20 protein-coding genes, 4 tRNA genes, 1 rRNA gene and 1 other annotated feature are annotated in these 21,271 nt (G+C 32.6%); all 25 genes read right to left on the reverse strand.

The features are described from left to right. Positions 1-213: GTP-binding protein (locus tag ACTCDL_RS05050; protein ID WP_463174517.1), on the reverse strand; the 213-nt coding region annotated here is incomplete at its 3' end. An 87-nt stretch (positions 214-300) separates the two neighbouring features. Continuing rightward, positions 301-376, reverse strand: a tRNA-Thr gene (locus ACTCDL_RS05055). Further along, positions 377-453 (reverse strand) — tRNA-Gly (locus tag ACTCDL_RS05060). 131 nt (positions 454-584) lie between these two features. Next, positions 585-669: transfer RNA gene (locus tag ACTCDL_RS05065), tRNA-Tyr, on the reverse strand. A gap of 139 nt (positions 670-808) precedes the next feature. Further along, complete coding sequence (gene sigH / locus ACTCDL_RS05070; protein WP_463174518.1) at positions 809-1,453, reverse strand: RNA polymerase sporulation sigma factor SigH; 645 nt, start codon at positions 1,451-1,453, stop codon at positions 809-811. A gap of 101 nt (positions 1,454-1,554) precedes the next feature. Beyond that, the gene (locus ACTCDL_RS05075; protein ID WP_463174519.1) at positions 1,555-2,370 is read right to left on the reverse strand and encodes a VanW family protein; all 816 of its coding nucleotides are present in this window, start codon (positions 2,368-2,370) and stop codon (positions 1,555-1,557) included. 4 nt (positions 2,371-2,374) lie between these two features. Then, entirely contained in the window at positions 2,375-3,106 is a 732-nt protein-coding gene (rlmB, locus tag ACTCDL_RS05080; RefSeq protein ID WP_463174521.1) for a 23S rRNA (guanosine(2251)-2'-O)-methyltransferase RlmB, read from the reverse strand. Positions 3,107-3,199: 93 nt separating this feature from the next. Beyond that, positions 3,200-4,525 carry an FAD-dependent thymidylate synthase gene (locus ACTCDL_RS05085; protein WP_463174523.1) on the reverse strand — a complete coding sequence of 442 codons (1,326 nt, stop codon included), beginning with the start codon at positions 4,523-4,525 and terminating at the stop codon, positions 3,200-3,202. 22 nt (positions 4,526-4,547) lie between these two features. Further along, on the reverse strand, positions 4,548-4,943 hold the full coding sequence (locus ACTCDL_RS05090) for a Mini-ribonuclease 3 (protein ID WP_463174524.1): 396 nt from the start codon (positions 4,941-4,943) through the stop codon (positions 4,548-4,550). 409 nt (positions 4,944-5,352) lie between these two features. Next, positions 5,353-6,936 carry a cysteine--tRNA ligase gene (cysS, locus tag ACTCDL_RS05095; RefSeq protein WP_463174527.1) on the reverse strand — a complete coding sequence of 528 codons (1,584 nt, stop codon included), beginning with the start codon at positions 6,934-6,936 and terminating at the stop codon, positions 5,353-5,355. Between the two features lie 5 nt (positions 6,937-6,941). Beyond that, the gene (cysE, locus tag ACTCDL_RS05100; RefSeq protein ID WP_463174552.1) at positions 6,942-7,586 is read right to left on the reverse strand and encodes a serine O-acetyltransferase; all 645 of its coding nucleotides are present in this window, start codon (positions 7,584-7,586) and stop codon (positions 6,942-6,944) included. 45 nt (positions 7,587-7,631) lie between these two features. Then, positions 7,632-7,858: a binding site (T-box leader), on the reverse strand. Positions 7,859-7,871: 13 nt separating this feature from the next. Beyond that, complete coding sequence (gene gltX / locus ACTCDL_RS05105; RefSeq protein WP_463174529.1) at positions 7,872-9,329, reverse strand: glutamate--tRNA ligase; 1,458 nt, start codon at positions 9,327-9,329, stop codon at positions 7,872-7,874. 124 nt (positions 9,330-9,453) lie between these two features. Further along, positions 9,454-10,224, reverse strand: a complete 771-nt coding sequence (locus ACTCDL_RS05110) for a HutP family protein (RefSeq protein ID WP_463174530.1) — start codon at positions 10,222-10,224, stop codon at positions 9,454-9,456. Positions 10,225-10,233: 9 nt separating this feature from the next. Beyond that, entirely contained in the window at positions 10,234-10,707 is a 474-nt protein-coding gene (gene ispF / locus ACTCDL_RS05115) for a 2-C-methyl-D-erythritol 2,4-cyclodiphosphate synthase (RefSeq protein ID WP_463174531.1), read from the reverse strand. Between the two features lie 2 nt (positions 10,708-10,709). Continuing rightward, the gene (gene ispD, locus ACTCDL_RS05120) at positions 10,710-11,396 is read right to left on the reverse strand and encodes a 2-C-methyl-D-erythritol 4-phosphate cytidylyltransferase (protein WP_463174534.1); all 687 of its coding nucleotides are present in this window, start codon (positions 11,394-11,396) and stop codon (positions 10,710-10,712) included. Between the two features lie 71 nt (positions 11,397-11,467). Next, a complete protein-coding gene (locus tag ACTCDL_RS05125; RefSeq protein WP_463174536.1) occupies positions 11,468-12,568 on the reverse strand; it encodes a PIN domain-containing protein in 1,101 nt (366 codons plus the stop codon). A 306-nt stretch (positions 12,569-12,874) separates the two neighbouring features. Further along, a complete protein-coding gene (locus ACTCDL_RS05130; RefSeq protein WP_463174538.1) occupies positions 12,875-13,372 on the reverse strand; it encodes a CarD family transcriptional regulator in 498 nt (165 codons plus the stop codon). Between the two features lie 75 nt (positions 13,373-13,447). Continuing rightward, the gene (gene disA, locus ACTCDL_RS05135) at positions 13,448-14,536 is read right to left on the reverse strand and encodes a DNA integrity scanning diadenylate cyclase DisA (protein ID WP_463174539.1); all 1,089 of its coding nucleotides are present in this window, start codon (positions 14,534-14,536) and stop codon (positions 13,448-13,450) included. 4 nt (positions 14,537-14,540) lie between these two features. Beyond that, on the reverse strand, positions 14,541-15,902 hold the full coding sequence (gene radA, locus ACTCDL_RS05140) for a DNA repair protein RadA (protein WP_463174541.1): 1,362 nt from the start codon (positions 15,900-15,902) through the stop codon (positions 14,541-14,543). Positions 15,903-16,363: 461 nt separating this feature from the next. Then, positions 16,364-18,796: an ATP-dependent Clp protease ATP-binding subunit gene (locus ACTCDL_RS05145; RefSeq protein ID WP_463174543.1), complete on the reverse strand. Its 2,433-nt coding sequence runs from the start codon at positions 18,794-18,796 to the stop codon at positions 16,364-16,366. A 12-nt stretch (positions 18,797-18,808) separates the two neighbouring features. Continuing rightward, positions 18,809-19,840, reverse strand: coding sequence for a protein arginine kinase (locus ACTCDL_RS05150; RefSeq protein ID WP_463174546.1), 1,032 nt, complete (start codon positions 19,838-19,840; stop codon positions 18,809-18,811). 15 nt (positions 19,841-19,855) lie between these two features. Continuing rightward, a complete protein-coding gene (locus ACTCDL_RS05155) occupies positions 19,856-20,365 on the reverse strand; it encodes a UvrB/UvrC motif-containing protein (RefSeq protein WP_463174548.1) in 510 nt (169 codons plus the stop codon). A 4-nt stretch (positions 20,366-20,369) separates the two neighbouring features. After that, positions 20,370-20,831, reverse strand: coding sequence for a CtsR family transcriptional regulator (locus ACTCDL_RS05160; protein WP_463174550.1), 462 nt, complete (start codon positions 20,829-20,831; stop codon positions 20,370-20,372). 256 nt (positions 20,832-21,087) lie between these two features. Continuing rightward, positions 21,088-21,163, reverse strand: a tRNA-Asn gene (locus tag ACTCDL_RS05165). A 9-nt stretch (positions 21,164-21,172) separates the two neighbouring features. After that, positions 21,173-21,271 (reverse strand): 5S ribosomal RNA (gene rrf / locus ACTCDL_RS05170); the annotation flags it as partial.

The following is a 21,271-nucleotide window of genomic DNA, read 5'->3' on the forward strand; positions in this document are numbered from 1 at the left end:
TTCTGTTTCATACTCTACGTGAGAAGTAGCAATTGTAATTCCTCTTTCTCTTTCTTCTGGTGCATTATCGATGTCTTCAAAGTTAGATCCACCTACACCTTTTGATAATACCTTTGTAATAGCTGCAGTAGTTGTTGTTTTACCGTGGTCTACGTGACCGATTGTTCCAATATTAACATGAGGTTTCGTTCTCTCAAACTTTTCTTTTGCCATTTTATTTCCCTCCTAAATTATGTAGAAATATATTATATAAATTAAAGGTGATACAAAATCACCTGTTTATATGTTAATTATTAAATTTGGAGCCCACGACCGGACTTGAACCGGTGACCCCTTCCTTACCATGGAAGTGCTCTACCTGCTGAGCTACGTGGGCTGGAGCGGGAAACGAGACTCGAACTCGCGACACCCAGCTTGGAAGGCTGGTGCTCTAGCCAACTGAGCTACTCCCGCACAACAAGTTCAGTTTACAATGTATAGTGTACAGTTGACAGTCAAAACCATAAAAGCAAAAACTTAAATATAAGTTCTTATTTTTTATGAACTTAACTATCAACTGTCAACTATTAACTGTTACATATTAATGGTGGAGGGGAGAGGATTTGAACCTCTGAAGGCGTCGCCGGCAGATTTACAGTCTGCTCCCTTTGACCACTCGGGAACCCCTCCTTAAACACATCAAATAAACAACAATAATATTATATTCTTTTTAAAACCAAAGGTCAAGAACTAAATAAATCAATTTAATTTAATTATTAAAGATTTAAATTGATTAAACCAAATTATTAAGCAATTACTCCAGTTTAACTCAAATATCATTCTTTTCTAAAAATTCTTCTAATTTCCTTTTGACACGTTGTAAAGCATTATCCACTGATTTCACATGGCGCTTTAAACAAATAGCTATATCTTGATAGCTCTTTCCTTTCAAATATTCCATTAAAACCTTTAACTCTAAATCACTAAGCATCTTTTTTATGCTAGTCTCTAAAATTTCATAAGACTCATAAGTTATAAATAACTCTTCAGGATTAGATAACTTACTACTTCTTAATACATCTAATAGTGTTCTATCAGATTCCTCACTAAAAATTGGTCGATTAAGAGATATATAAGAATTTAAAGGCTGATGTTTCTGTCGTGTCGCTGTCTTGATGGCAGTAATAATCTGTCTAGTAATACACAACTCCGCAAAGGCACGAAAAGATGCTAATTTATCAATTCTGTAATCTCTAATTGCCTTATACAGTCCAATCATACCTTCTTGTATAATATCCTCTCTATCTGCACCAATTAAGAAATAAGACCTTGATTTAATCTTAACAAAACTCTTATATTTTTTAATTAAATATTCTAGAGCTAAACTATCGCCACTTTGAGCATATTCTACAATTTCATCATCTGTCATATTATCATAATCAATATATCCTTGGTAATTTAGATTCTGTTTCACCCATAATCCCCCTCCACCCTATCCTCAAGATTACATCCTCTATTATAACTTATGTAATCTTTCTTAGTCAAGGTAGATATGGGTGTAACTTTTTCCTTAATTTAATTTTTAGGATTAATTTTAATAATAGTATCTTTAGGTGAATAAATATCCTTAGAAACAAATTCATTTTTTATAATTTTATTCCCCTTCTTTACTACCCTTCTTACTAAAACTTCAAACCCTTTATTTCCATGTGCTATAATTTTTTCTGATCCCAATGGCAAATCTCTATCAATCTGCCTTACTACTTTAGGCTTTATTACTTTTTTTGCAGAAGTTATAATTTCAACATACTCTCCTTTATCTTTACCTAAGAAAGTAATTGTTAACTTATTTTTAACTACTTTTGCTATGATAAGTATAGGAGAGTCACCATTATTTCTAAATTTAAAGTCAATGTAGTTATAATAAACTGTAGCACCTCTACCCAAAGGAACATAAGCTACTGGACGAGAATGATTGTCCCTTTCTACAATCTCTAAATCAGCTAATAATACAGAGTTATACAAAGTTGATGAGACCTGGCACACTCCCCCTCCAACCCCCTGTACAAATTCTCCATTTATAATCTCCGTTGCCTCTTGATAGCCAGCTTCCTTAGTCCTTGGGCCAACTACCTTATTAAAAGAAAAAATTTCTTCTGGCATAATTAACTTGCCATTTATCTTTTGAGCTGATATAGATATATTTGTAGATCTATTTATATCCCCTCTATCAAAGTAAGTTGTATAAGTAGATATAATATCAGTTAACTGATAAACCTCTATATTATTTATAATACTTTTATCAAAACTATTAGCATAGACTATCTTTGACGATATAAGAGTCATTATAATAATAAAGAAAAAATTTATCACAGCTGATTTTTTTAACACTTTATTACTCCTCTCTTTGGCGTACAGTCTCATAAATCAATATACCAGTAGCTACCGAAGCATTCAACGAATCTACATGGCCTTTCATTGGTAATTTGATTAAAAAATCACATTTTTCTTTAACTAAACGCCTCATACCACTACCTTCACTTCCTATAACTAATCCTAATGCCCCCTTTAAATTTGCTTGGTAGCAGGTCTGCCTTGCATCTATATCAGCACCACCAATCCAAAAACCAGCATCCTTTAATTTATCTATAGTCCGAGATAGATTGGTCACTTGAGCAACTGGTACATATTCTACCGCACCAGCTGATGATTTAGCTACCACAGGAGTAAAAGAAACCGACCTTCTATTAGGAATAATTACCCCTTGTGCCCCAGCTGCATCAGCCGTCCTTAATATAGAACCAAAGTTATGAGGATCTTTTAATTCATCCAATAAAATCAATAATGGTTCATCACTCTCTTCTTTGGCATGTTCAATTAAATCATCTATATCCCAGTATTGAAGCTCTTCAGCTACAGCAATTACCCCTTGATGAGCATGAGATCCCGCCATACTATCTAATTGATTATTATCCACCTTATCTACTTTAATATTTCTCTTCTTCGCTAGCTTATAAATCTCATCAATTGGTCCACCATGTGCTGAGTGTAATATAAATATTTTTTCAATCTTTCTTCCTGCTCTTAAAGCTTCAATCACAGGATTTCTTCCTTCAACATTAACCATTGTTATTCCACCACTTTCATTTTTCTTTTAATTATACTGAACAAATTATATATTTATATAAAAAAACAACACTTAATATTTAATAATTATAGCTTAAGATAAAAACTTCTCTCTCATCTCTAACTGCTTTCCGCATGTCAGTTTACCTTCTTTACATTTGCCATATATACAAGAAGGAAGAGAGTTTTCATATAATACGTCAGATAATCCTCTTAAAACTCTTAATTTCTTAGTAGATAACTTTCTTATCTCCCACTGTGCATTTATACAGATTCTTTCAGCTAACATAGTATTATCAATTCTAGCATTAGTCGAAATTATCAACTTAATTTGATCACAATTTAATATAAATGATAATGCTTGCTCCTCACCGTACTTCTTTAATATATACAGTCTAAACTCTTTAAACTCATTAACTAAGTCTAAATATTTCTGACAAAAATCAGACTTTTTAATACTTGGAGGTATAACAACTTCTCTTTTTATATCTAAAATAAGATTAGTTAAGTCCTCTCTATGATTCTCTGATAATCTATGACGAATCTGTTGATGATAGGTAACCATACTACACATCATTCCAAAGGTAGTTCTAGCCTGTTCAGCAATACTTTCATGTCCATAACCTAAGACTCTTTGTACCAAACCTTTTGCTTTATCAGTAGCTTCTTCTCCCCATGATTCTAACTTCTTAGAAGGTGTGACTGCAGAAGTGCTGGTTATAGCTCCCAATCCTACCTTTAACTCTAAATTGTCAAAATAACTTAACAATACCATATTATTGGCAGTAGATATTCTATTCATATCATCTTTATATAAATTATTTATTAAACTTCCATTATTAATATTATGTTTATCTTCTAATAATTTAACCAGAGCATCAGGTAAATATTTTATAAACTCAGCTCTAAACCCCTTAAACAACTCAAAATACCTTGTATCATAGAGCAGAGTAAATAGTTTACAAAGTTTGTTTCCAGTCATAGCTATGGAGATATTAGTTTTAGTCGAAAGTGGTAAGATGTACCTTGCATCTTCTATCGGAATTCCATATTTATAATGCTCTTTCTTAGGCCTTCCTTTAAAATTTCCAGCTTTTAATTCAGACATCTTTTCATATAGTTCAAAGGCTCTATCACTTAACTCTCTAGCTTTTCTGTCATCATTGCTTGACAATTCTAGAAAAGAATAACTATCGTCACCCATAGTTACATATCTCTGACTCTGTTGTACATAAGAATCTTTTAGTTCACACAACAATGTACTTTGTACTCTATTAATCCCTTCAGCTACAAAAGAAATGTTGATAGTTTTTAAAACCTCTTTAAGTGTATCTATATCCAAATTACTAATATTATTATCTTTAATCCATGACTCAACCTTGGTTAAGCCAGTATCTTCAAAGTTACTAATCTTCATCATCTAGACCCTCTTCCTTAACTAACTATAATATTTCTTTAATCTTATTAAATACTTCTAGTAACCTTTGTTCTTTTCCTGCTAAATATAAATAACCAATTAATGCCTCAAAGGCTGTACTATATTGATAATCAGCAGGATTTGCATTCTTAGGAACATTTGTTTTGATATTTCTACCTCTCCGTACGATTACAAGCTCTTCTTTTGTCAAATCATCTCTCAATTTTTCTAACAAGTTAGCTTGTGCCGTAGCGTTAACATATTGGATAACCTCTTGATGTAATTGATTTGGCTTTGCCATATTTCTTTCTAATATCAAATTTCTAATAAATAATTCAAAGACACTATCACCTATATAAGCCATGGTATCTGGTGCTAATAGTTCTGCACGACCTGGGAATTCAATTAATTCACCAAACATTCTTTCCCCTCCAATTAAGATAACTTTATTTATTATGCTAGTTGAATTAAGAAAATTAGTATCAGATTATAGGGATATTACGACACTTTTCACTTTAAAGGTGAGCAAAATTATTAAAACATCTTTCGGAAAAGCTTATCAGCTTTTTTCCGAGTTACTTTTAGCATTGCCCTAAAAGTAACCAAAAGGTCTAGAAGAAAATTAAACTCTCTCAGCAAACAAAATACTAAATATTATCATTAATTAGATTCTTTACTTAAAACTTGATTAAACTCTAAATTCTAGTTCAATTTTTGCTTCGTTCAAACATTAATTTTCTTCAATTTAAAAACCTTTAAAACCTTTTAACTATCCACTATACACTATCAACTTGAAAACATCGCAATATCCTTCTATTTCATCACCTGTATTACTTTAAATTCCAATCTGCTCCTTGTGGAGTATCCTTCACTTCAATACCTATTTCCGCTAATTCATCTCTGATATTATCGGCTAATTGATAGTTTTTATCCTGTCTTGCTCTCTTTCTTTTTTTCTTTAATAAAATATTAATTAATTCTTCTGCCTTTAAATTTTCCTTACCTTTAATTTCTATGTTTAATTTGTCTATCATTTTCAATAATAAAGATTTTAAATCTATTTCAAGTCCAACTTTTCTAACTCCTTTATGCTTACTTAAATCAATTCCCAAAACATCTCCAAGTTCAATAAATAAAGACCTAGCTTTATCTAAAGCTTCATTTTTAATTTTATCTGTTATTAAGAAATCACTTCTATTTACAACTTTATTAATTTCAGTAGTTAACTCGTGTAACGCACCAATAGCTAAAGCTGTATTAAAATCATCATCCATAGCTTCTATGAATTCATTCTTTTTTTGCTCACATAAATCATTTAATTTACTTATAAAATCTTTTTCAACCTCTAATACTTTATTGTCTTCTTTTGCATTCAAATCTACAGAATCTCTACTTAACAAAAAATCCAACCTAGAAACTGTACCAGTTAAACGTTCACGGTTTTTTCCCGCTTCGTCTACAGCACGATCACTAAAATTAATTGGACTACGATAATGGTTAGAAATTAAGAAAAATCTTAATACTTCCCTAGCATATTCATTATCATAATTATCATCATCAGAAATTTTTTTCAAAATCTCTCTAGTAGTAAAGAAGTTCCCTAACGATTTAGACATCTTCTCTCCATCAATATTGATGTAACCATTATGCATCCAGTAATTAACCACCTGATGGTCACAACAAGCCTCACTTTGAGCAATCTCATTCTCATGATGAGGGAAGGTTAAATCTACTCCACCTGTGTGAATATCAAACTCTTCACCTAAATATCTATTAGACATTGCAGAACACTCTATATGCCAACCAGGTCTACCTGCCCCCCAAGGACTATCCCAACTTGGCTCACCATCTTTGCTTGCTTTCCACAAGACAAAATCCAAAGGGTTCTCTTTCTTGTCACTTACTTCTACTCGAGCACCTGCAACTAAATCCTCTAAATTCTTCTTAGATAGCTTTCCATACTCACTAAACTTGGCTACTTTAAAATAAACATCTCCATTGCTTTCATAAGCAAAGCCATCTTCTACTAATGATTTAATCATCCCAATCATATCAGAAATATGCTCTGTAGCCTTAGGATAGATATCTGCTTTCTTAATATTTAACCTTTCTATATCTTCAAAGAAAGCAGTGATAAATCTCTCTGCCAATTCTTGAACACTAATCCCTTCTTCATTGGCCCTATTAATCATCTTGTCATCAATATCAGTAAAGTTCATCACATGCAACACATCATACCCTTTATATGTTAAATAACGCTTAATAATATCTGGAACCATAAAGGCCCTAGCATTTCCAATATGAAAATAATCATAAACTGTTGGTCCACAGGAATAAATTTTAACCTTGTTCTCTTCTAAAGTCTCAAAAACCTCTTTTTCTCCTGACAAAGAATTATATACCTTTAAAGTCACCTTACTCACATCCTTTCAATCATTGGTTCTTCTTCTAATTTTCTGATTCTTTTATTCATACAATTTAACATTTCCTGTACTGGATCTGGTAAATCTGCATGGTTTAAATCAACACACTTATCCTTTATCTTCTTACCATCTTTAATCACAATTCTACCTGGAATCCCTACAACAGTACAATTATCAGGTACTGGCTTTAAGACCACAGCACCCGCCCCTACCTTGACATTATTCCCAATCTTTATCGAACCTAAAATCTTGGCACCAGCACTGACCATCACATCATCACCTAAAGTCGGATGCCTTTTCCCAGTCTCTTTTCCTGTCCCCCCCAAAGTTACCCCTTGATAAATAGTAACATTATCTCCTATTTCAGTAGTCTCTCCAATAACAACTCCCATTCCATGATCTATGAAGAAACCTGAACCTATTTTAGCCCCTGGATGTATCTCAATGCCTGTTATAAATCTAGCAAACTGAGATATAATTCTAGGAATCAGCCTTAAACCAATCTTATATAATGGATGAGCTATTCTGTAGAAAATAATTGCATGTAATCCGGAATATGTTAATAAAACCTCTAATATACTGGTAGCCGCTGGATCACGCTCAAAAATAACAGTAATATCATCTTTAATTTTTTCCAACAACATTATTTATCACCCCCAAGTAAAAAGACCTATCATCCCCTTTAATTCAGAGACGACAGGCCGTGGTTCCACTCTGCTTAGCTACCCTACTAATAAGATAACTCACTTTCTAGTCAGATAACGCCGACTAAACGAAATAACCTACTAATACTTTTTCAGCTATTTAGCTCAAGGGGGCATTCAATTAGATATTCTTAAAGGTATTTTCAGCCTATGATACCTTCTCTCTAAAAGAATTAATCTAATCTACTAATCCCTTTCATAGCCATTAATTTTTTATAAAACTTATCTTAAAGATAAAGCTTTATCTAATCTATGAACACATTCTTCTTTTCCTAATAAAGCAATTATATTATATAGCTCTGGACCTGATCCTTTTCCTGTTAAAGCATATCTAGTTGGATGATAGAATAATCTTCCTCCAACAGGTAGATTTTTAAGAGTCTTCTTTAACATCTTCTTGATCTCTTGAGGATCTAAAGTTTCTAAAGCAAGGATATTCTCCTTTAAAGTTTCAAAGACTATATCCACTTTGTCTTGCTTAAAGTCCTCTACTACCTTCTCTTTATCATTATATTCTAATTCACCAAAAAAGATATCAAGATGGTCAGTAATTTCTGCCAAATAGTCCAAAGAACCTCTCACAGTATCTACTAATAATCCAATCCACTCTTCAGATTTACCAGATAAATCATAGCCTGCTTCAAGAATATAAGGTTTTGCTAATTCTACTATTTGATCTAACTGGGCGGCTCTAATATACATTCCATTCATCCAATTTAGCTTTTCTACATCAAAGACAGCAGCACTTTTATTAACCCTTTCTATAGAGAACTGCTTAATGATATCTTCCTTACTTAATATCTCCTCTTCATCCTCTGGAGACCACCCTAGTAATGATAAAAAGTTAATTAAGGCTTCAGATAAATATCCCTTTTTACGATATTCACTTACATATACATAGGCCTCTCCACTTCTTTTACTCAACTTGGACTTATCAGTACCTAAAATCATTGATAGATGGGCAAATCTAGGAGATTCCCAACCCAAAGCCTCATATAATAATTGTTGCTTTGGAGTATTAGATAAATGATCCTCTCCACGAATAACATGACTAATCTTCATTAAATAATCATCTACAACTACCGCAAAGTTGTATGTAGGGATTCCATCAGACTTTACTATTACAAAATCATCAATGACCTCACTACTAAAAGATACTCTTCCTCGAATTAAATCATCAACAATAAGCTCTTTTTGCTCATCTGGAACTTTAAATCTAACAACTGGCTTTCTGCCCTCCGCTTCTAGCTTATTCTTTTCTTCTTGTCCTAAACAGCGACATTTGCCAGTATAGCGTGGTGGTTGACCTTGTTGACGTTGCTCTTCTCTCATTTCATCTAACTCTTCAGGACTACAATAACAGTAATACGCTAAACCTTTATCCAAAAGCTGATCTACATAGTCTTGGTAAATATCTAACCTTTCCATCTGTCGATAAGGTCCATGATCTCCACCAACCTTAACACCTTCATCCCATTCTAAACCTAACCAATCCATCTCACGATGAATAACCTCTTCAAATTCACTAGTAGAACGTTCTCTATCTGTGTCTTCTATTCTTAGAATAAATGTTCCATTATTCTTTTTAGCAAATAAATAGTTAAATAAAGCCGTTCTAATATTTCCAATATGTATCTGCCCTGTTGGACTTGGAGCAAACCTTACTCTAATATCACTCATAACTTTCTCCCTTCCATAACTTTATAATTATTTTTATTATAAAACATCTTATAAGCCTTTGCAAGCTAACTATTTCTCACTAAAACAAAGGGCAACCAGATTAACTGACCGCCCTTGTATATTATTAAATTACACTCATCCCTACAGATAATTGTTCTGGTCCGTCGACCAAAGCATGTCCAAACTTTCCAAATACAGCTACTGCTAACCTACCTTCACCTCGTACAATAGCAACTTTAAAGCCTCCACCTAAACCAGGATTAACTAAATTAAGTTGAGTATAAGCATCCTTAACAGCATTAGATACAGCCATCTTCTCTCTTAAATTCTCTTTAACAACTCCACGAGCAATTGCCGCTACCGTTGTACTCTCTCTTAGCTTAATAGGTAAGTTTTCAGCATTTGCACCAGTTTGAGTAATGGCAACTCTGTATCCATATCCTTTGATCTTATCTAACCAGTAATTTTCATATTCTCTACTTCTGGTCATTGACAGATAAATTGCAGAACTCTCTGGGGACAACTTAGCAGTTCTCTCCTCTTTGACATAACCTGAAACAATATCAGAAGAAGTAATAATACCTACAAGTTTTCCTTCATTATTCACCACAGGCACTCCACTAATTTGATTATCTGATAGTAACTGAGCAGCCTCTTGAATACTCTTGTTTTCATTTATTGTAATCACTTCTGCTTCCATGACCTCTTTAATAAGTATATTCAAATCATGTTGATTTACCAAATCACCATCAGTTACAATTCCCATTACCTTTTTATCTTCTGCTACTACTATTTTACCAATACTATTTACACTCATTAACCGTTCTGCTTCCCCAACTGTTGCTCCTGGACTGACTGTAATTATATTTCCACTCATTAGCTCTTTAACTAGCATTATTTATACCTACCTTTCTTTTACACTTACTATCGCTTCTGCTGCAATCCCTTCTTCTCTACCAACAAAACCTAACCTTTCCGTTGTTGTGGCCTTTATATTTACTCTATTTACATCTACATTTAAAATCTGAGCTATATTCTTCTCCATTTGCTTGATATAAGGTGCCAATTTGGGCTTTTGAGCAATAATTACACCATCTAAATTATTAAGCTCAAAACCTTTATTAAAAAGTAGGTTACTTACTTCCTGCAATAACTTTAAACTAGAAATACCTTTATATTTAGGATTATTATCTGGAAAATGGCGACCAATATCACCTTCTCCTACTGCTCCTAATAATGCATCTTTAATAGCATGTAATAGAACATCAGCATCAGAATGGCCCTCTAAACCATAATAATAATCTATCTCAACCCCGCCTAATATTAAACTTTCTCCTTTTATCAGTTTGTGAACATCATAACCAATACCTACCCTCATACCTACCTCCTTGATATAATTCTCTCTGCAAATTCTAAATCTTCTGAAGTAGTTATCTTTAAGTTTTCATAAGACCCTTCTATAACTTTTACCTCTTTATTCAGTCTTTCTACCAAGCTAGAACTATCTGTTCCCAAATAATCATCATCAAAAGCCTTCTGATAAGCCTGTAATATTAAATTTCTTTTAAAAGCCTGTGGTGTCTGAATAGCAATTAAGTTATCCCTTGTAGGAGTATCTATAATAACTTTATCTCGATTAATTATTTTGATTGTATCTTTTACTGGAACACCAATAGCTACTGCTTGATACTTTTCAACCTCTGTAATTATATGTTTAATTAACTCATTTGTCAATAATGGTCGTGCACCATCATGAATTAAAATAAAATCAGCTTTTTCAGATACTGCTTTCAATCCATTATAAACCGATTCTTGTCTTGTTCTTCCACCTTCTATTATTTTACTCACTTTATTAAAATTATATTTATGTATTATTTCCGATTGACAATAATCTATCTCGTCAGCTTGAGCAACCACTATTATCTCATCAATATCAGCACGCCCCTCAAATATATCAATTGTATGGGCCAAAATTGGTTTGTCATTCAATAATAAAAATTGTTTGTTCTTATTAGCTTTCATTCTCTTGCCTTGTCCCGCTGCCGGAATTACCACACTTACCTTCATTAAAAACTCCCCCATTAGTCCAATCATTAATAATTGATTGCCAGCAGTTACCAGCAATCAATTATTAATTACTATAAAGCTTGTCTAGCTAAAAATTTAGGTTTAGCAAATATCATCCTACCAGCAGATGTCTGTAAAATACTTGTCACTAAAATATCTATAGTATCACCAACATAATCTTTACCATGGTCGACAACAATCATAGTACCATCATCTAGATATCCTATACCTTGTCCTGGTTCTTTTCCATCTTTAATTATCTTAACTTCCATCTCTTCACCTGGTAATACAACCGGCTTAACAGCATTAGCTAATTGATTGATATTTAAAACCGAAACACCTTGCAACTCAGCTACTTTATTTAAATTATAATCATTAGTAATTACTTTACCATTTAAAACTTTAGCTAATTTAACTAGTTTACTATCTACTTCATCAATATCATGGAAATCTTGTTCATAAATTTCTACAGTCACTTCTAACTCTTTTTGAATTTTCTTTAAAATATCTAAACCTCTTCTACCGCGATTTCTCTTCAAAAGATCAGGGGAATCAGCAATATGTTGTAATTCCTCTAAAACAAATTTAGGTATAACCATTACCCCTTCAATAAAATCAGTTTGACAAATATCAGCTATTCTACCATCAATAATCGCACTTGTATCTAAAATTTTACAGCTTGCCCCTAAAACTTCTGAATCATTAACTTCTGTTGAATTATCCTTCTTATTAGCTTGTATTAAAATATTAAATAATTCCTTACTCTTATTAACTGCTAGATTCCAACCTAAATAACCCAGAATTAAATTAACAGCTATTTGAATCCATAAACCAAATGTCGGAATAGCCTGTATTGAAAAAGCAATGACAATCAATACACCTAAAAGTAATCCAACTATCAACCCACAGATACCTGCTATAATATCTTTACCAGGAACTCCTTCTAAATTATTTTCAAATTTGACTATAAGTTGTACGATGTTTTCTACTATATAAGGTAATAATATAAATCCTAGTAAAGCACCCACTATTATTCCATAGATATTATTATTTGTAACAAGGTTGTAGAAGTCTAAAGTTATCTCTTCAGATAAATTCAAATAATCTACAATCTGATAACCCAATACTCCCCCAACAGCAGTAAATATCAACCTCCAAAACTTATTTAACATCTTTATCACCTCCTTTTTAGAATAGTTACCTAATCTTCATTAAAGTTTTAAATTAATCATTCTTATTTATCCTTTTAACTCCTTACAACCATTAGATAGAAAGAATCCTTCCTATTTTTTACCTTTTCTAAACAACCATCATTACCATCCAACTTAACTTTAATTTAAATACCAGTCTACAGTTTAATGGTTATACTATCATAAAATATTTAGATCTAAATATTTTATGAAAAATTTCCTTTAAATAAAAAATTTGATAATTATTACTGATAAAGCTAAAACGCCAGGTAAACCTGACGTCAAATTTTATTCTTCTTCAAATTCTTGTTCATCAAATATAGTATTAATTTTTTCTTCAACTTCCTTCTCATCCTTACCCTCAGCCAAAACTAATTCACTGATTAAGATTTGTCGAGAATTATTCAACATCTTTTTTTCTCCCGTAGACAGACCTTTAATTATATCTCTAATAGTTAAATTTCTAACAACCTCTGCAACTTCAAAGATATCTCCAGTCTTTATCTTCTCAGTATTAGCTCTAAAACGTCGATTCCAATTTTGGGACATCTCACTTTGATCTCCTTTTAAAACTTGATAAACTTTAGAGACCATATCACTATCTACTACATTACGAAGTCCAATCTCTTCAACATTATCTTTAGGAATCATTACTTTCATATCACCAATTGGTAACTTCATAATATAATATTGCTTCTTCTCTCCCAAGATTTCTTTCTGTTCTATATCTATAATTGTTCCGGCACCATGGTTTGGATAAACAATCTTATCTCCCACTTCAAACATTAATATAACCCCCATTCAATGCATGATACTCCTTTTAATTATATCATATATACCTTATAATGTCAATGAATACCACTAAATATGCCGATCTAATAAGACTTGATCTCTCAACCTTTTTAGTCCTTCTTTTATCGCCTGTGCTCTTACTTCACCAATTCCATCAACATCATCTAATTCATCAATAGATGCATTAAGTATTTCTTGGAAATCGCCGAATACCTCTACTAAGTTTTCAATAACTGTCATTGGTACACGTGGAATCTTCCTTAATAATCTATAGCCTCGAGGCGAAATAGATAAATCTAGAGCATTTATATTACCACCATAACCTAAATGCTTACTTATCGTGGATAAACTGAGCAACTCATCGGACACATATGAAGAGAATTTCTCAAAAATATCAATAGACTCCTCATCATTTATCTCTTCCTCACCTTCCATCTCAGCTTGATAATCTTTAATAATTAACAAACCTTCTTCTTTAACATTAGCCACTAACTCTTCTAATTGCATCTTAATCAAACGACCCTCACTACCTAACTCATTAATATACTTCTCAATCTCTTCAACAATCCTTAATACCATCTCAGCTCTCTGAACAGCAGTAGCTACATCAGAAATAGTAACTAAATCTTCAAATTCCAAAGCACTTAAATTTGTTAGGACTTGATCTAAAACACTTCTATATTTTTCCAAGGTCTGGATTGCTTGATTAGCCTTTGTTAAAATAACACTAATCTGCTCTAATATATATTTTTTATCTTCTTTATATAGAGTTATTATATTCCTTCTTTGAGAAATTGATACAACAAGTTCTCCAGTCTGTTTAGCTATTCGCTCAGCAGTACGGTGTCTAGTACCTGTTTCTACTGAAGAAATTGAAGGATCAGGAACCAGTTGTGTATTTGCACATAAAATCCTTTGGGCATCACTACTTAATACAATTGCACCATCCATCTTAGCAAGTTCATATAATCTAGTAGGCGTCATTTCACAATTGATATTAAATCCTCCATCAACAGCTGCCAAAACCTCTTCACTATCACCTACTACAATTAAAGCACCTGTCTTAGCTCGCAAAACATTCTCTAATCCTTCTCTAAAAGGGGTTCCTGGAGCAACTAGTTTTAATATTTCAGTAAACTCTTCATCATTGAAACTCATTTATTCACCCCCCTAATATAAGATCCAAAACTTGATAGACATTACTAACTCCATAAATCTCTATATCTGAATAATCTAATTCTTCACTATTACTTTTAGGTATAATAAACTTAGTAAATCCCAATTTACTAGCTTCATTAATTCTTTTTTCAATTTGACTGATTGCTCTTACTTCACCAGATAGGCCAACCTCACCCAAAATAACAAACTCTTGAGGTATAGCAATATCTCTGAAACTAGAGACAACTGCTGAAATCAACCCTAAATCTACTGCAGGCTCATCAACTTGAAAACCACCAGCAATATTAATATAAACATCTTGGCCTTGAATATGAAGCCCCAGCTTCTTCTCTAAAACAGCTAAAAGTAAAGAAACACGCTTATGGTCTACACCTGTTGTCATTCTACTTGGGGTACCAAAGGTAGCAGAACTCACTAAAGACTGTAATTCTATTAAAATAGGTCTACTTCCTTCCATACAAGGTATAATAACAGAACCAGAAACATTACTAGCTCTCTCTGAAATAAATAATTGGGAAGGATTCAACACTTCTGCTAAACCACCTTGTCTCATTTCAAAGATACCTATTTCATTAGTAGAACCAAAACGATTCTTGACAGCTCTTAAGACTCGATACGTATAATGGCGGTCCCCTTCAAAATATAATACCGTATCTACCATATGCTCCAAAACTCTTGGTCCAGCAATGGACCCTTCTTTAGTAACATGACCGACAATAAAAATTGGAATATTATTCTTTTTAGCTAGTCTCATCAATCTCCCGGTAGCATCTCTTACTTGACTAACACTTCCAGGAGCAGATTCTAAATTAGGGTTATATATGGTTTGAATTGAATCAATAATTAATAAATCAGGATTGAGATCCTCAACATTGGTGGTAATAGCCAATAAATTTGTTTCTGCCAATATATACATACTTGAATTAACAGTCCCTAATCTATCAGCCCGTAATTTTATTTGCCTTGATGATTCTTCCCCTGATATGTACAATACTTTATCGTATATCTGACTAACATTATAGGATGTTTGCAATAAAAGAGTGGATTTACCTATTCCAGGATCTCCTCCAATTAAAATTAAAGACCCTGGAACAATCCCTCCACCTAATACTCTATCCAATTCTGCAAAACCGGTCTTCTTTCTATCTTCAGATTTAATCTCTATATCACTTATCTTTTCTGGCCTTATATTCGTAGTTACCTGTGCTTCTTTCTTCTGCTCTTTGGTATCAATAATTTCTTCAACTAATGTGTTCCAGCTATTACAACCTAAGCACTTTCCACTCCATTTTAAGGCTTGATAACCACATTTTTGACATATATATCTTCTTTTCTTTTTTGCCATTGAAAAATCACCTAATCAAATAATTAATATCCTGCATCTTATTATAACATTTTTTTGTAAAATTAACAAGTAAGCAACCTTTTGCGAAATTTTAAGATGAATCAATGATTTTATGAAAACTTTAATAGCTAATCAGTCGATAAATATATTAATATTATAGCTATTAATGATTATAGTCATACTTACCTAGATAAATATACTTATAGATATGTAAATTCAGAACGAAACTTAACAGGTATATTGGGACACTTTTTTATTAAATAGTTAGGGGGTGGGTAGTTAGGTAGTTGGATTTTCCTAATCCCTACCCACCTACCTCCTAAATGTCGCTTTTTCATTATATAGCGTCATAGTTAAATTTTATTCTAAATTCACGAACCTATATATAACCAGTTATTAACGCCATACAGTTACAATGATATAAAAAGAAAGCAGGGTGGATTTCCCCCTGCTCTTTGTTGCTACTTAGTAAATTTTAAACCATTGTTCTCAAGGTCTATCTTAATAGTATCACCATCATCAAATTCTTTTGATAAGAATTTTTCAGCAAGAGGATTCTCAATAAGGCGTCTTATCGTTCTGCGTAAAGGTCTTGCACCAAATTCTCTATCATAACCTTCTTGAGCAAGCATCTCTTTAGCTGCTTGACTAATCTCTATTCTTATATTACGCTCTTTTAACCTATCTTCTAATTCTTCTAGCATTAAATCTACTATTTCTTTAATATGCTCTTCACCTAAGGCATGAAAGACAATAACCTCATCCAACCTATTTAAAAATTCTGGTCTAAAGGTATCCTTTAATTTGGATTTTACCCTATTTTTCATCTCTTCATATTCTTTATTCTCTACATCAGTTTCAATAGTTTTAAATCCAAGAGTAGCAGATTTATTTTGAATAACATTAGCTCCTACATTTGAGGTCATAATCAAAGCAGTATTTCTAAAATCTACAGTTCTACCTTGTGAATCTGTCAATTGACCATCTTCTAATACCTGTAATAATATATTGAAGACTTCAGGATGAGCCTTCTCAATCTCATCAAATAAAATAACAGAATAAGGTCGACGCCTTACCTTCTCAGTTAGTTGCCCAGCTTCTTCGTGACCAACATAACCAGGAGGAGCACCAACTAATCTAGAAACTGAATGTTTCTCCATATACTCTGACATATCAATTCTAATCATTGCATCTTCATCACCAAACATTACTTCAGCTAATGTTTTAGCTAATTCTGTCTTTCCTACACCTGTTGGACCTAAGAAGATAAATGAACCAATTGGCCTTTTTGGATCTTTTAACCCTGCTCGAGACCTTCTAATTGCTTGGGAGACCGCATAAACCGCTTCATCTTGACCTATAACCCGATTGTGAAGTTCTTCTTCCAAATTAAGTAATTTGTCGGATTCGGCTTCAGCTAACTTCATCACAGGCACACCAGTCCAATCTGACACTGTTCTAGCAATGCTCTCCCGAGTAATATCAGTATTATTCATCCCCTTTTCATTCTTCCACTCTGTCTTTATCTCTTCTAGTCTCTCTTTGATATTCTTTTCTTTATCTCTTAACTGGGCTGCTGCTTCAAATTCTTGAGCTTTAATAGTTGCTTCTTTCTCCTGCTGAATTTTTTCTAACTCTTTATCCAACTCCTTTATCTCACTTGGAGCAGTATTTTGTTGCAACCTAGCTTTTGAACCTGCTTCATCTATTAAATCAATCGCCTTATCAGGTAAAAAGCGATCACTGATATAGCGATGAGATAATTCTGCAGCTGCATTGATAGCTTCATCGGTAATCTTAACTCTGTGATGAGCTTCATAAGCATCACGTAATCCTTTTAAAATTTCTTTAGTATCTTCTACACTAGGTTCTTCAACTGTTACCGATTGAAATCTTCTCTCTAAAGCAGAATCTTTCTCGATATATTTACGATATTCATTTAAAGTTGTAGCTCCTATAGTCTGTAACTCACCTCTAGCTAATGGTGGTTTTAGAATATTAGCAGCATCAATAGCACCTTCTGCTCCTCCTGCACCTACCAAAGTATGCAATTCATCAATAAATAATATAACATCTCCTGACTCTTTAATTTCATTCATTACTGCTTTTAGTCTCTTTTCAAACTCTCCTCTATATTTAGAACCAGCTAATAGGGAACTCAAATCTAAAGCTAATACCCTTTTATTCATTAAAGTTTCAGGAACATCACCTTCTACAATTTTCTGTGCTAACCCTTCTATAATGGCAGTCTTTCCTACACCAGGCTCACCAATCAAGCATGGATTGTTTTTTTTACGACGACTTAGAATTTGAATGACTCTTTCTATCTCTTTGCTTCGTCCAATTACTGGGTCTAATTGATTTTCACTAGCTAATTGAGTTAAATCTGTACTGAATTGTTGTAAATTTTTAGAACTACTTTTAGGAGAATAATTACCTTTACTACTAATATTAGCTCCCCCTAATAATTTAATTATTTCTGATTGAATCTTATTAATTTCTGCACCTTCTTCATTCAAAACCCTGGCAGCTATACCTTCTCCTTCTTTGAGTAGACCAAGTAATAAATGTTCCGTTCCTATATAATTATGCCCTAAGCGTCTTGCTTCTTCTAAAGATAAATTTAAAACTTTCTTAGTTCTAGGAGTAAAGGGTAAATTATTATCAGTAGCTTTTTCTTTTCCCTTTCCAATCATATCTTCTACTTTTTTTCTTAATTGGTCTAAACTAAAACCACTTGTCTTTAGAGCTTTAGCAGCTATGCCCTCTCCTTCTTTAATCAAACCTAATAACAGATGTTCTGTTCCAATATAGTTATGATTAAATCTTTTTGCTTCTTCTTGAGATAATGCCATTACTTTTCGAGATCTATCAGTAAATCTACTAAAAATCATTTGACTCCCTCCTCACTGTAACCTCTCTCTTATCAATTGTGCCCTATAAATATGCCTATCTTCTATTGTCATCTCTTCACCTTTAAGCACTTGCAGAGTAGCTGGTCTAATAATTACCATGAGTTGATTTAAAATCGTGGATTCTATATCATCTATTATACCCAAGTCAATACCCAACCTTACATTTGAAATCAGTTTCATTGCCTCTTCTACAGATATCTTATAAGCATATTTTAAAATACCATAGGCACGATAAATTTGATCTTTTAAGAATATCTCTTTTTCCTTTAACAAAATCTCTCTAGCATTTCTCTCCTGAGTAATAATTTGGTGAGTTACTTCTATTAGATTCTCTATTATCTCATCTTCGGATCTTCCTAAAGTTACTTGATTAGATATTTGATATAAGTTACCTACTGCTTCACTTCCTTCTCCATATAACCCTCTAACAGCTAATCCCAATTGAGATATTGCAGATATAAATTTTTTCACTCTATTTATCATTGTTAAAGCAGGTAAATGAACCATTATAGATGACCTTAATCCTGTACCTACATTTGTAGGACAAGCTGTTAAATAACCATACTTCTCATCAAAAGCTATGTTAATTTCTTGCTCTAAGTAATCATCTATTTTATCAGCTAAATCCCATGCTTCTTGTAATTGTAAGCCAGGTAAAAGAACTTGCAAACGTAAATGATCTTCTTCATTAATCATTAAGCTAATAGTTTCTTCAGTAGATAATGCTACGGCATTATTAATATGCCTTTCAGACAAGTCAGGACTAATTAGATGCTTTTCTACTAACATATTCTTCTTATTTCTAGATAAATCACCCAACTCTACCAAAGTTAAATCAAATTTATTATTATTTAATAGCAGATTATTAACCTTGTCTATTACTTCTTTTAATTCATCATCATTTGCCTGATTGGTAAATCTAATATCCTCTAAGTTGCGGGCTAACCTAATCCTGCTACTTATTACCACATCAGAATCAGGACCAGTCTTTTTCATCCATTGACTTATAAGTTCATCAATCATAAACTCACCCCTCTCTTATTCACCAATTTCATCCTTCAATTCTTTAATCTCATCTCTCAGTTCTGCTGCTCTTTCAAATTCTTCTAATGCTACCGCTTCATCCATTAAATTCTTAAGCTCTTTGACTTTCCTTTTGGCCATGACTTTCTCACCAGCTCTTTTAGGTATCTTTCCTGTATGTCTGTTGTTTCCATGTATTCTTCTTAAAACTTTATCTATCTTATCTGTAAAAGAGTTGTAACACTCACTACAACCTAATCTCCCGCTTTTACTAAACGTATCATAAGTCAATTCACAGAATTCACATTTAATTTTATTGTTTGATAAGTTGATTTTTTGATGAGGATGAAATTGATTATTTAATAACCCAGTTAGTAGATTATTAAAAGAAAAATCAAGACCAAAATCTAAGTCACCAGTTATATGAGCACATTCTTCACAAAGATATATATCCTCTTTCTCTCCATCAATAACCTTGCTTACATGAACTTTTGCATCACGCTCTTGACAATTTTGACATAGCATATTCTCACCTCTTTATCCTTAAAAGAGTTTTTAAAACATTTTTCAGTAATCGAGCTCTTATCATGTCTCTAGATGGTAAACTTATCCCTATACTATCTCTACTAACCATAGTTTTTAATAATGATTTCTCGGAAAAATCTATAATCTCTTCTTCAAATAACCGTTCTAATATACTAAATGCTTCTTTTTGAGTAATATAATTTCCTATTATATTATATAGTCTATTTATTATATTTTGATTAATATCTAAGTTAAGCTTTGTAATTTTAATATATCCATTCCCACCACGATAACTTTCTATTATATAACCTTTTTCAAAAGAAAATCTTGTCTTTAAAACATAATTAATTTGAGAAGGTACACAATTAAATTTATCTGCTAATTTATTTCTTTGGATTTTTATAGTATTATTAGCTTCCAATAGTCCTTTAATATAGTCTTCTATGCTATCAGAAAGGCTTTTCATACCATCCTCTCCTTAAATTATAACTTCTTTGACCTACTCTGACCTTTACCTATATTATATAATAAGAGTTGTAAAGCACAAACCTTATTAATGCTTATTAGTAGAGATTATCATTAATTAACTCACTCAGATTAATTATTACTTAACTTTTTATATAAAATCTTTTGATAATATCAATTATTAGTATTCAACAGAAAAAAATATATATACAAATAAAAAAAGATACCTTAAATTAAGGTATCAAAAAATAAAAAAATGGCTCCCCGAGCAGGACTCGAACCTGCGACTCGATGGTTAACAGCCATCTGCTCTACCAACTGAGCTATCAGGGAACACTACGATTCTGGCAGTGACCTACTCTCCCACAGGGCTGCCCCTGCAGTACAATCGGCGCTGGAGGACTTAACTGCTGTGTTCGAAATGAGAACAGGTGTGACCCC

The organism is Orenia sp. (assembly GCF_055140805.1).